Origin of the sequence: Spirillospora sp. NPDC048824 (assembly GCF_043198455.1) — a bacterium.
Classification (GTDB): domain Bacteria; phylum Actinomycetota; class Actinomycetes; order Streptosporangiales; family Streptosporangiaceae; genus Spirillospora.
The window spans coordinates 304,104-318,426 of the sequence record NZ_JBICUS010000006.1; the positions used below are offsets into that span (position 1 = coordinate 304,104).

At 74.2% G+C, this 14,323-nt stretch carries 11 protein-coding genes; 10 read left to right on the plus strand and 1 reads right to left on the minus strand.

The genetic code is table 11. The features are described 5' to 3' along the window. Positions 1-9: 9 nt before the first annotated feature. Positions 10-1,218 carry an Ig-like domain-containing protein gene (locus tag ACGFIS_RS14695; protein ID WP_392971062.1) on the minus strand — a complete coding sequence of 403 codons (1,209 nt, stop codon included), beginning with the start codon at positions 1,216-1,218 and terminating at the stop codon, positions 10-12. Between the two features lie 536 nt (positions 1,219-1,754). Here ACGFIS_RS14695 and ACGFIS_RS14700 point away from each other — a divergent pair. The 10 genes from ACGFIS_RS14700 (at position 1,755) to ACGFIS_RS14745 (ending at position 14,292) form a co-directional block, all read left to right on the plus strand. Beyond that, entirely contained in the window at positions 1,755-3,209 is a 1,455-nt protein-coding gene (locus ACGFIS_RS14700) for a sugar transferase (protein ID WP_392911369.1), read from the plus strand. Next, a complete protein-coding gene (locus ACGFIS_RS14705; protein ID WP_392971065.1) occupies positions 3,206-4,600 on the plus strand; it encodes an O-antigen ligase family protein in 1,395 nt (464 codons plus the stop codon). Before ACGFIS_RS14700 ends, ACGFIS_RS14705 begins: the two co-directional genes overlap by 4 nt. Beyond that, entirely contained in the window at positions 4,597-6,276 is a 1,680-nt protein-coding gene (locus ACGFIS_RS14710) for a lipid II flippase MurJ (protein ID WP_392971068.1), read from the plus strand. The genes ACGFIS_RS14705 and ACGFIS_RS14710 overlap by 4 nt, the downstream gene beginning before the upstream one ends. Positions 6,277-6,289: 13 nt before the next feature. Then, complete coding sequence (locus ACGFIS_RS14715; protein ID WP_392971071.1) at positions 6,290-6,940, plus strand: polysaccharide deacetylase family protein; 651 nt, start codon at positions 6,290-6,292, stop codon at positions 6,938-6,940. Beyond that, positions 6,937-8,070 (plus strand): glycosyltransferase, encoded by a 1,134-nt coding sequence (locus tag ACGFIS_RS14720; RefSeq protein WP_392971074.1) that lies wholly within the window; start codon positions 6,937-6,939, stop codon positions 8,068-8,070. The genes ACGFIS_RS14715 and ACGFIS_RS14720 overlap by 4 nt, the downstream gene beginning before the upstream one ends. 43 nt (positions 8,071-8,113) lie before the next feature. Continuing rightward, complete coding sequence (locus ACGFIS_RS14725; protein ID WP_392971077.1) at positions 8,114-8,839, plus strand: Wzz/FepE/Etk N-terminal domain-containing protein; 726 nt, start codon at positions 8,114-8,116, stop codon at positions 8,837-8,839. Continuing rightward, the gene (locus tag ACGFIS_RS14730; protein ID WP_392971080.1) at positions 8,836-9,975 is read left to right on the plus strand and encodes a GNAT family N-acetyltransferase; all 1,140 of its coding nucleotides are present in this window, start codon (positions 8,836-8,838) and stop codon (positions 9,973-9,975) included. The genes ACGFIS_RS14725 and ACGFIS_RS14730 overlap by 4 nt, the downstream gene beginning before the upstream one ends. After that, positions 9,968-11,263, plus strand: a complete 1,296-nt coding sequence (locus tag ACGFIS_RS14735) for a glycosyltransferase (protein ID WP_392971083.1) — start codon at positions 9,968-9,970, stop codon at positions 11,261-11,263. Before ACGFIS_RS14730 ends, ACGFIS_RS14735 begins: the two co-directional genes overlap by 8 nt. A 461-nt stretch (positions 11,264-11,724) precedes the next feature. Next, a complete protein-coding gene (locus tag ACGFIS_RS14740) occupies positions 11,725-13,014 on the plus strand; it encodes an ATP-grasp domain-containing protein (RefSeq protein ID WP_392971086.1) in 1,290 nt (429 codons plus the stop codon). A gap of 27 nt (positions 13,015-13,041) precedes the next feature. Continuing rightward, a complete protein-coding gene (locus tag ACGFIS_RS14745; RefSeq protein WP_392971089.1) occupies positions 13,042-14,292 on the plus strand; it encodes an NAD(P)-binding domain-containing protein in 1,251 nt (416 codons plus the stop codon). The last annotated feature ends 31 nt before the right edge of the window (positions 14,293-14,323 follow it).

Below are 14,323 nucleotides of genomic sequence, written 5' to 3' on the forward strand. Positions count from 1 at the left end.
GCGCGCGGGTTAGGCGGGGGTGGTTTTTGTTGGTTTGTTTAGGGCGCTGCCTTTTGCCCATTTGGTGAAGGGCAGTTGCCAGTAGCCCCAGCCGTTCGTCCAGGCCAGGTCGCGCTTGGTGCCGGTGATGGTGACGAGGTCGCCGCGGTAGGACCAGTTGAACAGCCACCTGGCGTCGTCGCCGGGGGAGCGGACGCAGCCGTGGCTGCAGTTGCGTCTGCCGAGGCAGGCGGGGTCGGCGGTGTTCTGGTGGATGTACTCGCCGCTGTTGGAGATGCGGGTCGCCCACGGGACCTTCTCGTCGTACCAGCCGGGGTCGCCCTTCTTCTTGCCGGGCGGGCGCATGCGCTCCAGGCGGACGCGGTCCATGGTGAGGTGGACGCCGCTGGTGGTGAGCAGGTGGTCGACGCCGTCGGCCTGGACGTCGCCGCCGCTGCCGAGGCTGACGCCCCAGGTGCGGATGGTGCGGCCGTTCTTCTTGGCGACGAGCCGGTGGGTCTTGGCGTTGATGTTGATCGTGTGGGAGTCGCCGATCTTGAAGGTGCGGGCGGCGTCCTTGTCGCCGAAGACGTCGTCGCCGATCTTCAGGCCCGCGTAGTGGACGGTGACGGACACCTTCTGCCGGGGCTTCCAGGGACGCTTGGGCCGGAAGACCACGGACGGGAGGCCGTTGAACGACTCGCCGGCGGCGAGCCAGCGCCACGCGCCCTCCGTGGGGGTGGTCGAGGAGATCTCGATGCTGCGCTCGATGGCGGGCTTGGCCTTCTCCGGGACGGCCTTGTTGAACTGGATGAAGACCGGCATCCCGGTTCCGACCGTCTCGTTCTCGGACGGGACGACGTTGCTGATCCGGGTGGCCGCGGTGGCGCGGCTGGTGCGGAAGGCACTGGTCGCGGTGGTGGACTTGCCCTTGGGCGACGTCGCCGTCGCCGACACCTGGTAGGCGCCGCCGGGCTGAAGCGTCCATGTGGTGTGCCACTTGGTCTTGTCGGCGGAGAGAGTGCCGGGGACGTCGGCGCCCGCCAGTTTCACCGAGACCTGGCCGAGCGTGCCGCCCGAGGCGGTGACCGTCACGCCCTCGTCGGGGCGGGCCTTGCCGCCGCCGTCCGCCGGGGTGATCGTCACCTGGGGGGTGCCCTCGCCGGCGCTCTTCGCGGTCGTCCCGCCGCCGTCTCCGCCGCCGCCGCACGCCGTCGCCAGTCCCAGGACCAGCGTCATCACCAACGCCTTACCTCGCACCGTTCTCCCTCATCAGCCCGCCGGGCCCGCGTGACACGGGACGGCAACAGGTTCGCTCACGGAAACGGGCCGTAGTGCCGTCTCGCCCGGAGGTGGGACGGCCGGTCGGCGGCGTCCGATCACGTGTGGCGTCCATCGTCCCGCGAAGGTTCGGCCCGGGTGGGCGGTTTCCCGGATCTTTGGCGGTCCATCTCGGCCCCGTGAACGGAGCCGGCCCGGACGGTGGGGGCCGCACTCCAGGACGCGGCGCAGGAAATATGACCCAATCGGGCGAAAGAGAAAAGGCTGTGATTAAAGGTCGGCGATTGCCCTGTGCTTTGGCTTTGAGCGCGCGTTCTTTGGGGCGTTCTCGCAGGTGGGGTGACCTGCCCTGATCTTCTCTTCAAGATTATGGAGGGGGCGGTTAAAAGCGGCGATCCGTGCCGGGGCGCGCTGCGATGCTGGGCCGTGGCCGCCCGCGACGGCACCGCAAAGTCACCCCCCGGCTGAAGTTCTTGTCTGTGAAGGGACGCGCGATGAGAGCCCAGGGGCTGAGTCCCTCCATCGACTCCGGTGCGGTCCCGGCCGATCTCGCGTCGGGTGAGGCGGTGGCCGTCCTCGCGCCGGTCGCCCCGCGCCGCCGGGGCGCGGCGGGGGCGCGGATCCCCGCCGTCCTGTACCCGGTGTTCCTCGCCGTGCTGGACGGCTGGGTGATGGCCGCCGCCGTCGCCGCCCTGCGGTCCGTACCGGGCGGCGTCCTGCCCGGCGCGGCGGCCGCGGCCGTGGTCGCGTGCAACGCGGCGGGCGGGCTGTACCGGACGCGCCGCAACCCGTCGCTGCTCGCCGACGCGCCGCCGCTCCTCACCCGGACGATGATCGTCGGCGCGCTCGCGGTGATGCTGCACCCCGGGCCGCCGCACGGCGCGGTGGTCGCGTGGCTGTGGATCACGGCGGCGGCCGGGACGGCGTCGCTCGGCGTCCGCGTGTTCGTGAACGCGGCGACGAGGACGTACCGCCGGCGGTCCCGGCCGCGTCCGGCGCTGGTCGTCGGGACGGGCGGGACGGCCGGGCACATGGTCGGCATCCTGCGGGAGCGGGCCGAGTTCGGGCTCGCCGCGGTCGGGCAGGTGGCCGGCGGCGCCGCGGCCGGCCGCCCGGCGGCGACGCCCGTCCTCGGGGAGACCTCCGACCTGCCCGCGCTCGTCGAGGAGCACGGCGTCCACACGCTGATCGTGGTCGCCGAGGACGTCGACCCCGGTCACCTGGACGCCGTGCTGCGCATCTCGTTCGGGCTTCCCTGCGAGACGCTGCTCGTCCAGCCGCCGTCGGACGTCGTCCCGGTGGCGGCGGCGACGCGGGAGTACCTGGCCGGGCTGCCGTGCGCGCGGGTCGACTGGCGGCTGCGGGAGCCGGCGGCCCGGTACGCCAAACGGCTGCTCGACCTCGTCGTGGGCTCCCTGATCCTGTTCCTGGTGCTGCCGGTGCTGGCGCTGTGCGCGGTGGCGGTGCGGGCGGAGGGCGGTCCGGGCGTGCTGTTCCGGCAGCGGCGGATCGGCCTCGGCGGCGAGGAGTTCGTCCTGCTGAAGTTCCGGACGCTGAAGCCCGCGGACGAGCAGGAGTCCGACACCCGCTGGACGGTCAAGGACGACGAGCGCATGGGACGCGTCGGACGGTTCCTGAGGGCGACCTCCCTGGACGAGCTTCCGCAGCTGTGGAACGTCATCCGCGGCGATATGAGCCTCGTCGGCCCGCGCCCGGAGCGCCCCCATTTCGTCGAGCAGTTCTCCCGCACCTGCCCCGGATACATGCTGCGGCACCGGGTCCCGGTCGGGATGACGGGCTGGGCGCAGATCCACGGTTTCCGGGGCGACACGTCCATCGAGCTGCGCGCCAGGCTCGACAACCACTACATCGACCACTGGTCGTTCGCCGGCGATCTGAAGATCCTGCTGCTGACCGTCCGGGCGTTGCTGTGCAAGGACGCCGGATGACCGCTGACCCGCCCCCCTTCCCGTGGCCCTCGGCGGCCAGTGCGGTGAAGGCGGCCACGGTGAGCCTCAGGCGGCCGAGCTGGCTGGTCGCCGTGGCCGTCGTGAGCATCGGGATCCCGGCGGGCTCGGAGGCGTTCGGCCACGGCGTGCGGGTCACCATCGGGGACGTCGCCAGCGTCGTGCTGATCCTGGTCGCCGTGTTCCTGCTGGTCACCGGGCATGTCGAGATGCCGCGTGCGGCGCTGTCCACGTTCGGACCGCTGGTGGCGGGGCTCGGGATCAGCACGGTGTGTTCGCCCGACATCGGGTCCAGCCTGCCCGGGTTCGTGCGGACCGCGCAGATCTTCGTGCTGGTGCCGCTGGCCGTCGTCCTGCTCGTCCGGGACCGCCGCGACCTCGCGATCGTGTGCTCGTCGTTGCTCGCGCTCGGGCTCGTGGAGGCCGTGTACGGGATCTGGCAGTCGGTCACCGGGAACGGCGCGTCCATGGGCGGGGAGAACATCCGCGCGGTCGGCACGTTCGGCGCGGTCGACGTGATGGCCATGTCGATCGTGGTCGGGATCGCGTTCCTCATCCTGACCGCGTTCGCGTTGTCGGCGCCCGGACGGGGGCTCGCCGCCCTCGCGTCCGCGCTCGCCGGGCTCTGCGTGCTGGCCGTCGCGCTGGCGCTCGCGCTCAGCCGCGGGACGTGGATCGCGCTCGGCGCCGCCGCCGTCCTCACCCTGATGATCTTCAACCGGTGGACGGCGGTGAAGGTGCTGGCCTGCTGCTGCGCGCTGCTGCTGCTGACGCTCGCCGGTGCGGGCGGCGGGGCGCAGGCCGTCGTCGAGCGCTCCAAGTCGATGGCCGCCTCGATCAGCCACCCCGACCAGTCGGTGGAGGACCGTTACAACCTGTGGGCCGCGGCCCTGCGGATCTGGCAGGACCACCCCGTCACCGGTGTCGGCGTGAAGAACTTCCCCGCCTACCGCGACGCCTACGCCGGGATCGAACTGTCGTCGGGCAGCGAGACCGCCGACCCCGTCAACGGGTACGTCCGGCAGCCGCTGCTGTCGCCGCACAACGAGTACCTGCTGTTCCTGTCCGAGCAGGGCGTCGTGGGGTTCGCCGGGTTCGCCGCCCTGTTCGCCATGATCCTCGCCGGGTTGTGGAAGCGCCGCCGCGTCCGCGACCCGTTCTGGCTCGCGAGCGTCGCGCTGACGACGTTCCTGCTGGTCAACTTCGTGTACGCCGATCTGGGCGGGCCGACCTGCGCGCTCATCGCCGTCGTCCTCGGGATCGTGGCGTGCCGGGCCTTCGAGGACGTCCCGTCCGGCCAGGCCGTGCCCGGGGACGCCGTGCCCGGGGACGCCGCTTCCGGTCGTGCCGTGCCGGAGGAGGCGCGGACATGACCTCGGTGGGACGTGCCGCCGCGCTGTCGGGCGTGCTGATCGGCGCCGGCACCGGGCTCGGCTTCGTCCGCGACCTGGTCATGGCGCACCTGTTCGGCGCGAGCGCCGGCACGGACGCGTTCCTCGTCGCGTGGACGATCCCCGAGACCGTGTCGCCGCTCCTCATCGAGGACGCCATGGCGCTGCTGATGGTCCCGGTCGTCACGCGGCTGCTCGCGCGCGGGGACGGCCCGCGCGCGCTCGTCGGAACGACCCTTCCCCGCATGCTTCTCGGCCTGTCCGCGGGCACGCTCACCCTCGTCGCCGCCGCGCCCCTCGTGGTGGACGTCCTCGCCCCCGGCCTCACCGAGCGCGGCCCCGCCATCATGTGCGTCCGGCTGACGGCGGTCACCGTCGTGACGTTCGGCGTCGCGGGGTTCATGAGCGCGACGCTGCGCGCCCACCACCGGTTCGGGCCGCCCGCCGCGATCTACCTCGCCTACAACGCGGGCATCCTCGCGCTGATCGCGGGCCTGTCCGGGGTCGTCGGCATCACCAGCGCCGCGATCGGCGTCGCCTGCGGGAGCGTCCTGATGGTCGCCGTCCAGGCCCCCGCCTTCGTCCGCTGCCTCCGCGAGTCCCCGGCCCCGCCCGCCCCCCGCGTCCGTGACGTCGACCTGCGGCTCGGGCTCGCCGCCGTCGCGCCCATCGTCGTCTACACCGTGACGCGGCAGGCGCAGGTGTTCGTCGAACGCTACTTCGGATCCGAACTCGCCGCCGGGTCGATCTCGCACCTCAACTACGCGCAGAAGGTCGCGCAGGTGCCGATGGTCCTGTCGCTGCTGATCGTGACGGTGACGTTCCCGAGGCTCGCCCGCGCGTCGGCGGACGGGGACACCGGGCAGGTCGCCCGCCGCATCCGGCAGGACCTCGCCGTCGCGAGCGCCATGGTGCTGGCCGCGACCGCGTTCCTCGTCGCGTTCGCGCCCGCCGTCATCAAGCTGCTGTTCGAGCACGGCGAGTTCACGTCCGCCGACACGCGGAGCACCGCGTCCATCCTGCGCGTCTACGCGCTCGGGCTGTGGGGGCAGTCGGCGGTCGGCCTGGCCGCCCGCGCGTTCTTCGCGCAGAAGCGGCCGACGTGGCGTCCCGCCGTCGTCCTCGCCGTGGGCCTCGCCGTCACCGCCGCGATCGGCGGCGCGTTCGCCGCGTCCGCCGGGACGCTCGCGCTGGCCGCCGCGAACGCCGCCGGGATCACGCTCGCCGCCGTCCTGCTGCTGGCGGGGCTGCGGCCGGGCGTCGCGCCCGTCGCGCTGCGGCGGATCGCCGCGGACGTCGCCCGGCTCGTGCTCGCCGCGTCCGGTGCCTGCGCGGCCGGCCTGGTCGCGGCCGGCGCGCTCGGCGCCGGGACGCCCGCGATCGTCCAGCTCGCCGCCGGCGGCGTCGTCACCGCCGCGGCCTTCGCCGTCCTGACCGTCCTGGCGGGACCCGACCTCGTCGCTTCATGGATCGCCGTGGGGCCGCTCGGCGCGTCCGGACGCCGCGGCCGTACCGAATCGGGGGAGAGCAGTGAGCCAGCCGACCGAACCGACACACCTGACCGAACCGGCCCACCCGGCCCACCCGGCGGACGCGGAGAAGGAGATCCGGCCGACGCCGCTGGTGCTGATGTACCACTCGGTCGACCACTTCCGTGAGGATCCGCACCTGGTGACGGTGTCGCCCGCGCGGTTCGAGCGCCAGATGACGTGGCTGCGGGCGCGCGGACTGCGCGGCGCCGGCATGGCCGAGCTGCTCGACGCGCACGCCGCCGGCCGCGCGGACGGCCTCGTCGGCCTGACGTTCGACGACGGGTACGCCGACTTCGCGACCAGGGCCGTCCCGGTCCTGCTGCGGTACGGGTTCGGTGCGACGGCGTTCATCGTGTCCGGGCGGATAGGCACCCACAACACGTGGGACGACGGACCGCGCAAGCCCCTCATGACGGCCGAGCAGATCAAGGCCGTCGCCGGCGCGGGCATCGAGATCGGTTCGCACGGCAGGCACCACGTGTCGCTGCCCGCAACGGACGACACCGAGCTTCGCGAGGAGCTGGAGGAAAGCCGCGCCGGCCTGGAGGACCTCGTCGGGGGCCCCGTCACCGGCTTCGCCTACCCGTACGGGCACGCCACGGCCCGCGAGATCGAGGCGGTCCGCGCCGCCGGCTACGACTACGCGTGCGACATCAAGCCCGGCGAGCCGGGACGGCACGCGCTGCCCCGCGCCTACATCGGCGACCGGGACGGGCCGCTGCGGATGCGCGCCAAGCTCCTCCGCCACGAGCTCTTCCACCACCACGGGCCCCGCCGGAGCCGCGTGTGACCCGAGTCCTGCACGTCATCACCGGGCTGGAGCACGGCGGCGCGGAACGCCAGCTCGCCCTCCTGCTGCGCCACCTGCCCGTCTCCTGCGAGGTCGCGACGCTCACCCGGACGGGAACGCTGGGCGCCCAGATCAGGGGCGCGGGCGTCCCCGTCCACGAGATCGGCATGCGCGGCAACCGGGACGTCGCGGCGCTGCCCCGCCTCGCGCGGCTGATCCGCCGGGGACGCTACGACGTCGTCCACACGCACCTGTACCGCGCGTGCGTCTACGGCCGCATCGCCGCCCGCATGGCCGGGACCCCCCGCGTCATCGCCACCGAGCACTCACTGGGCGACGGCCACATCGAGGGACGCGCCACGACGCGCGGCGTCCGGGCGCTGTACCGGGCGACCGAGCGGCTCGGGTCGGCGACCGTCGCGGTGTCGCCGACCGTCGCGGCCCGCCTGCGCGGCTGGGGTGTCCGGCCCGGCCGGATCGTCATGATCCCGAACGGCGTCGACGCCGCCGCGTTCGCGTTCGACGCCGCGCGCCGCGCCTCGACGCGCCGCCGCCTCGGCATCCTCCCGGACGAGCCGATCGTCGGCGCCGTCGGGCGGCTCGTCCCCACCAAGCGGTTCGACCTGCTGATCGAGGCGATCGCGCCGCTGGACGGCGTCCGGCTGCTGCTGGTCGGGGCGGGCCCGGAGCGGGGGCACCTCGAACGGCTGACGCGCGACCTCGGCGCCGCCGGGCGGGTGATCTTCGCCGGGGGGACGTCGGACGTCGCGGGCGCCCTCGCGGCGATGGACGTGCTCGCCGCACCGTCCGTCCAGGAGGCGTTCGGCCTCGGCGTGCTGGAGGCGCTGGCCGCCGGGCTCCCCGTCCTCTACACGACCTGCCCGGCCATCGACGACCGCCCGCCCGGCGAGGCGCCGCACGCCCTGCGGCTGCCCACCGACGCGTGGGCCTGGAGCACCGAACTCGAACGCCTCACGCGGGGAACGCGGGAGCGGACGCCGGTGCCGCCGGTCGTCGGCCACTACGCCATCGCCGAGCAGGCCGCCGAACTCGCCCGGCTCTACAAGGACGAGCCGTCCCTCTGCGGGGTCATTCCGACACGAGAAAGGGCTCATGATGCCGCAACGTGAAGCCAACCGGAGACCGAGAAGGAAACAGGTCCGGCCGCCCGGCGTGCGCGTGCGCCGCCGGCGCGGGCTACGCGGTGTGCTCGCCGCGGCCGCCGGCCGGGTGCGCCGTCCGCTCGCCGGGCTGCTCAGACGGTTCGGGCTGTCCATCGCGTTCGTCCTGGCCGGGTTCCTCGGCGGGCTCGGATACGCGATGTTCGCGCCCGCCACCTACACCGCCGCCGCGTTCGTGCTGGTCGTGGAGGAGGGGAAGGCCGGGCAGGCGGGTCCCGCGGCGGTGAGCTTCGCCCAGGCGTACGGGCGGCTCGCCCCGCTGCCGGAGACCCTCGAACACTCCACGCTCCCGCTGCCGAAGGCCGCGCCGGGCTCCACCCGCGAGCACGTCCGGGCGTCGACGTCGCCGGACACGCCGCTGATCAGGCTGGCCGGCGTCGGCCGGACGCCGCGGGACGCGGCCGCGTTCGCCAACGCCGCAGCCGACGCGCTCGTCCGGTACGGGACCGCGCACCGCGACGACACCGGGGTGCGCGTCGCGCTGATGACGCTCGCGGCGCCGCCGGCCACGCCGTCGTCGCCGAACCTGCCGCTGGGCGTCGCCGTCGGCACCGCGTCCGGTGTCCTGCTCGCCGGGCTCAGCGCCGCCGTCGTCAGCGGCCGGCGCGGCCGGGCCGACACCGCCCGGCGCCGCCCGGGCACCGCCGCCCCGGCCCCGGGCCCGGTCCCGGACGCCGCCCGACCGGTGCGCGCCGAACGTGCGGGGGTGGGGACGTGAGCCTGTCCAGCCTCGCGCGCGGGGACGTCGCGCCTCACGCGGCCGCCCCGTCCGCCGCCGAGTGGTCGGTGGAGGTGCACCGGGAGGAGCAGGCGCTCGTCGCCCTCGCCGGCGAACTGCGCGACCTGTACGACCGCAGCCCCGCCGCGACGCCCTTCCAGACGTACGAGTGGCTCAAGGCGTGGTGGGGCTGGTACGGGACGAGCGGCAGGCTCCGCCTCGCCCTGGTCCGGTGCCGCGGCCGGCTCGTCGCGGCGGCCCCGCTGATGGCGGCGGTCCGGCACGGGTTCCCGGTGCTGGTCCCGCTGGCGGCGGAGCAGAGCGACTTCACCGACTTCCTGCTCGACCCCGTGTACGCCGACGGCGCCGTCCGGCATCTCACCCGGGCCCTGCTGGACGAGCACGGATGGTGCGCGCTCGACCTCCGCGAGGTCCGTACCGGGTCGGCGGCGCACCAGGTGGCCCGGCAGTGGCCGCGCCGGACGTGGCGGATGCCGTCGTCGGTGTGCCTGGAACTGCCCGCCGCCGGCATCGACGACGTCCTCGGGCGGCTGCCGCGCCGCACCGCCGGGAAGATGCGAGCGAAACTCCGCAAGATCGACGTTCGCGGCATCACGGTCGAGTCCGTCCCGGCGGAGGGCGCCTCGGACGCCGTCCACGCCCTGCTGGAACTGCACGCCAGGCAGTGGCAGGGCCGCCCGATCAACCCCGAGCACACCCGGGAGCGGTTCCGGCGCCACCTGGCTGAGGCCGCGGCCGGGATGGTCCGCGACGGACGCGCGGCCGTCCTGCAGTACCGGTGGGACGAGCGGCTCGTCGCCAGCGACCTCGTCCTCATCGGCCACCGCCACGTCGGCGCCTACCTGTACGGGGCCATTCCCGACCTGCGCGGCTGCGTGGACGTCTCGCTGATGCTGCTGCGCGAGGACCTCGCCATCGCCCGGGACCGCCACCGGCAGGGCGTCAGCCTGCTGCGCGGCGACGAGCCGTACAAGCTGAAGTGGCGGCCGACGCCCGTCCAGAACCAGCGGATCATCCTCGGGCGGACCGCCTCCGCCGCCGCGTTCGCCGGCCTGGCCCGGACCCGCGCGCACCTGTCGGCCCGGCGGCACCGATGGCGGGGAGGCCATGACTGAGGCCGCGTCCATGGGCGAGTCCATCGGCGCGGCGGTGGGCGGGGACCTCACGCCGGTCCGGGTGCTGCACGTCAGCCAGCCGAACGCGGGCGGAGTCGCCGTCTACGTCGGGCAGGCGGCCGGTGACCAGCGCAGACGCGGCTGGGAGGTGGCGGTCGCCTGCCCACCGGGCGGTGACCTGCCCGCCCGGTGCGCGGCGGCGGGCGTGCCCTGGTTCAACTGGCCCGCCGGACGCGCTCCCGGTCCCCGGACGCTGCTGGAGTCCCTCAGCCTCCGCCGCCTGGTGCGGAGTTTCGCACCCGACGTCGTCCACCTGCACTCGTCGAAGGCGGGGCTGGCGGGACGGCTGCCGTGCCGGCCGTGCGGCACGCCCACGATCTTCCAACCGCACGGCTGGTCATGGCTCGCCGCGACCGGCAGGCAGGCCGCCGTCAGCCGCCGCTGGGAGCGGATCGCGGCCCGCTGGAGCGACGCGCTGATCTGCGTCGGGACCGGTGAGGTGCGCGAGGGGATGCGCGCCGGTGTGCGCGGCCCCTACCGGCTCGTCCGCAACGGTGTGGACCGGCGCCGGTTCAGGCCCGCCGACGGCGCCGCCCGGCTGGCCGCGCGCCTGCGCCTCGGCCTGCCCGCGGCGGTGCCCCTCGCCGTGTGCATCGGGCGCCTGACCCGGCAGAAAGGGCAGGACGTCCTGGTCGCGGCATGGCCGGGCGTCACCGAGCGGTGCCCGCCGGCCCGCCTCGCCATCGTGGGGGACGGCGAGGACCTGGACGCGCTGAGCCGCGAACCCGTGCCGGGCGTCCTGTTCGTCCCGGCCGTGCGGGATCCCCGCGACTGGCTGTCGGCGTCGGACGTCATCGTGCTGCCGTCCCGGTGGGAGGGGCTGCCGCTGACCGCGCTGGAGGCGCTCGCCACGGGACGTCCCCTCGTCGGGACGGACGTTCCCGGCATCGCCGAGGTCGTCGGTCCCGGGGTCGGCGCCCTCGTGCCGGTGGACGATCCCGCCGCGCTGGCCGAGGAGGTCGCGGGGCGGCTCCTCGTTCCCGGGACCGCCGAGCGGGAGGGACGGGAGGCGGCCGCCGCGTCCGCCGCCTACGACATCTCCCGGACGGTGGCGCTGCTGGCGGCCGTCACCCGCGCCGCCGCCGGGCTGGGCGCCACGCCCGTGGAGGCCCTGGCCGACGTGCGGGCCGTCGCCGCCGGTGGTGGGGGCGGTGGCGAGGTCGTCGGCGTCTCCGGTGTCCGCGTTGCCGGGGGCGGGGCCGCCACGCCGCCGAACAGGTCGCGGTAGACGCCGGAGGAGCGCGGGGTGCGGCCGCACGCCCAGACGCCGTGCGGGCAGTAGTCCGTGATCGACTGGTAAACGACATCGTGCGACATGATCCAGTCGTGCATTCCCTGGATATATTCCACCGCTGGAACCGCCCGACCCGGGCGACGCCCTCCGCACCAGAACCTAGAAATGCCCCCAAGGGAACATATTTCCGTGATTCCGCACCGCCTGGGGCTGCGTCCATGTCGCCAATGTCGACATGGTGAGCGCGAGTGGCAGCATGACGGACACGGCCAGAACAGGAAGGAGCGGGCAGAGCGGAATCGGCGTTTTCCGCCGGTGCCGTGACGACCGCCCGGCGGAATGGATATCGGCAGCTCGCATGCGTATCGTATGCCCTGGGCGTACGCCGCCGAACAAATATACCGGGCGGGATGACGCCAAAATTTACAATCCGCTGGAATGGGTCCGCTGAACGCATGTTCGTTGATACGAAGGTCCCGTCGAGGACTCACCTGGATTCCGGTCTTCCCGTCCTGCTGCTGCGCACCGACCGCAACGTTTTCCATCACGGGACGCTCGGCGCGATCAGAAGCCTCGGACGCGCCGGGGTCCCGGTGCACGCCATCCTGGAGGGGCGCGGCAATCCCGCGTCCCGCTCCCGCTACCTTTTCCGCGGGCATCCGTGGGCGCCGCCCGCCGAGCGGCCGGCCGCGCTGCTGAGCCACCTGCGGGTGATCGGGGAGCGGGTCGGCGGGCCGGCGCTGCTCGTCCCGCTGGACGACGCCGGAGCGATCTTCGTCGCCGAGCACGCGGACGCGCTGACGCCCCACTTCGTCTTCCCCCACCAGGACCCGGACGTCCCCCGGCGCGTCGCCGACAAGGCGCTGCTGCTGGAAGCGTGCGCCCGGTACGGCATCGCGTGCCCGCCGAGCCGGACGCCCGCGTCCGCCCACGATGTGGACGAGGCCGCCGGTGAGTTCGGCCTTCCCCTGATCGCCAAGTGGGCGCGGCCGTGGCGGCTCGGCCCCGGCATGCGGAGCACCGCGGTGGTGTACACCCTCGGCGAGTTGCACCGGCTGTTCGCCGCCACCCGCGACCGCGACCCGGACGGCGACGCGGGCCCCCTCATCCTGCAGCGGCGCATCGCGACCTCCGACGGCGACTGGTTCTTCCAGGGCTACTTCGACGAGAGCTTCCACTGCCTGTTCGGCGCGACCGGCCGCAAGCACCTCGCGCATCCGCCACAGGCCGGGCACACGGTCGCGGGGGAGTGGGTCGCCAACCCCGAACTCCACCGGCTCGCCGTCCGGATCGTCCGGCTGCTGGGCTGCCGCGGGCTCGTCGATCTCGACTTCCGGCACGACGCCGACGACGGCGTCTACCACCTGCTGGACTTCAACCCGCGGATCGGCGCGCAGTTCCGGCTGTTCGCCGACCGGGACGGCCTCGACCTCGCCCACGTCCTGCACCTGCACCAGTCGGGCCGCCGCGTCCCGGACGCGCGTCCCGCGTTCGGCCGCAACCTGCTGGTGGAGAACCACTACCTCCAGGGGTCCGCAGGCCGGCGAATGCGCGCGGGAACCCTCCGCCCGCTGCGCGCGGCACCGCGCCCGCTCCGCGAGACGCTCCGCCCGCTCCGCGAGACGCTCCGCCCGCTCCGCGAGGCCGACGAGTTCGCGTGGTACGCCGGCGACGATCTGCCGCCGTTCCTCGCGATGGGACGGCAGAGCGTGCTCCGCGCGGTCGAGCGGCTCCGCACCAGGTAACACGACACTCACAGGGGGGAACGAACAATGAGCGACTCGGCCAGTGACGTCGTCATCGCCGGCGCCGGGCCCTACGGCCTGTCGACGGCCGCCCATCTGCAGAACCTCGGGCTCAACGTCAGGATCATCGGAGAACCGATGCGGTTCTGGGCGGAGAACATGCCGGAGGGCATGTTCCTGAAGTCCGAGCCGTTCGCCTCCGGCCTGGGGGCGCCGATCAGGGGCATGTCCTTCACCGAACGCCACCCGGACTGGCGGGTGGGGCAGCCGATCCCGCTGGAGACGTTCGTGACCTACGGGCGCTGGTTCGCCTCCGTCGCGATCCCGGGCACCGAGGAAGCGCAGGTCGTGAGCGTCGACCGGGCCGGCCCCGGCGGGTACCTCGTCACGCTGTCCACGGGCGAGACGATCACGGCGCGCACGGTCGTCGTCGCCGTCGGCGTCGGGCCGTTCGCGCACATCCCGGACGAACTGGCGGGCCTGCCGTCCTGGCTCGTCTCGCACAGCAGCGCCCACCGCGACCTCGGCCTGTTCGCCGGCAAGGAGGTCGCCGTGGTCGGCGCCGGGCAGTCCGCGCTGGAGACCGCGGTGCTGCTGGCCGACGCGGGCGCGTCGCCGCACGTCCTCGCCCGCACCCGCGAACTCGACTGGAACACGGTGCCCGAGGAGCGGCGGTCCCTGTGGACGAGGGCGCGCGGCGGCCCCCGGTCCGGGCTCGGCACCGGCTACCGGACGTGGCTGTGGGCCGAATGCCCCGGGCTCGTCCGCCACCTGCCGGAGAAGACGCGGCTGCGGATCGTCCGCGAGACGCTCCCGCCCGCCGGCGCGTGGTGGCTGCGCGACCGGCTGGACGAGCGCGTCCGCGTCTCGACGGGCCGGCACCTCGGCAAGGTCGCCGAGCGGGACGACGGCGTCGCCCTCACCACCACCGACCGCACCGGCCGCCGCCTGGTGACGGAGGTGGAGCACGTCATCGCCGCGACCGGGTTCGTCCCGGACGTGGAGCGGCTCACGATGCTCTCGCCCGACCTGCGCGCCCGCGTCACCACCCGGCTGGGGGCGCCGGTGCTCAGCCGGGACTTCGAGGCGTCGGCGCCGGGCCTGTACTTCGCGGGCCTCGCCGCGGCGCCCACGTTCGGCCCGGTCATGCGGTTCGTGCACGGCGCGGACTTCGCGGCGCGGCGGATCGCGCACCACATCATCCGGCGGACGCCCCGCGTGCGGCCGCCCTCCGGCCGCCTGGAGACCGTCCCGGAGCCGGACATGCGCACGCGGTGAAGGATCCTCCTCCGGCCGGCGGGCGCACCGA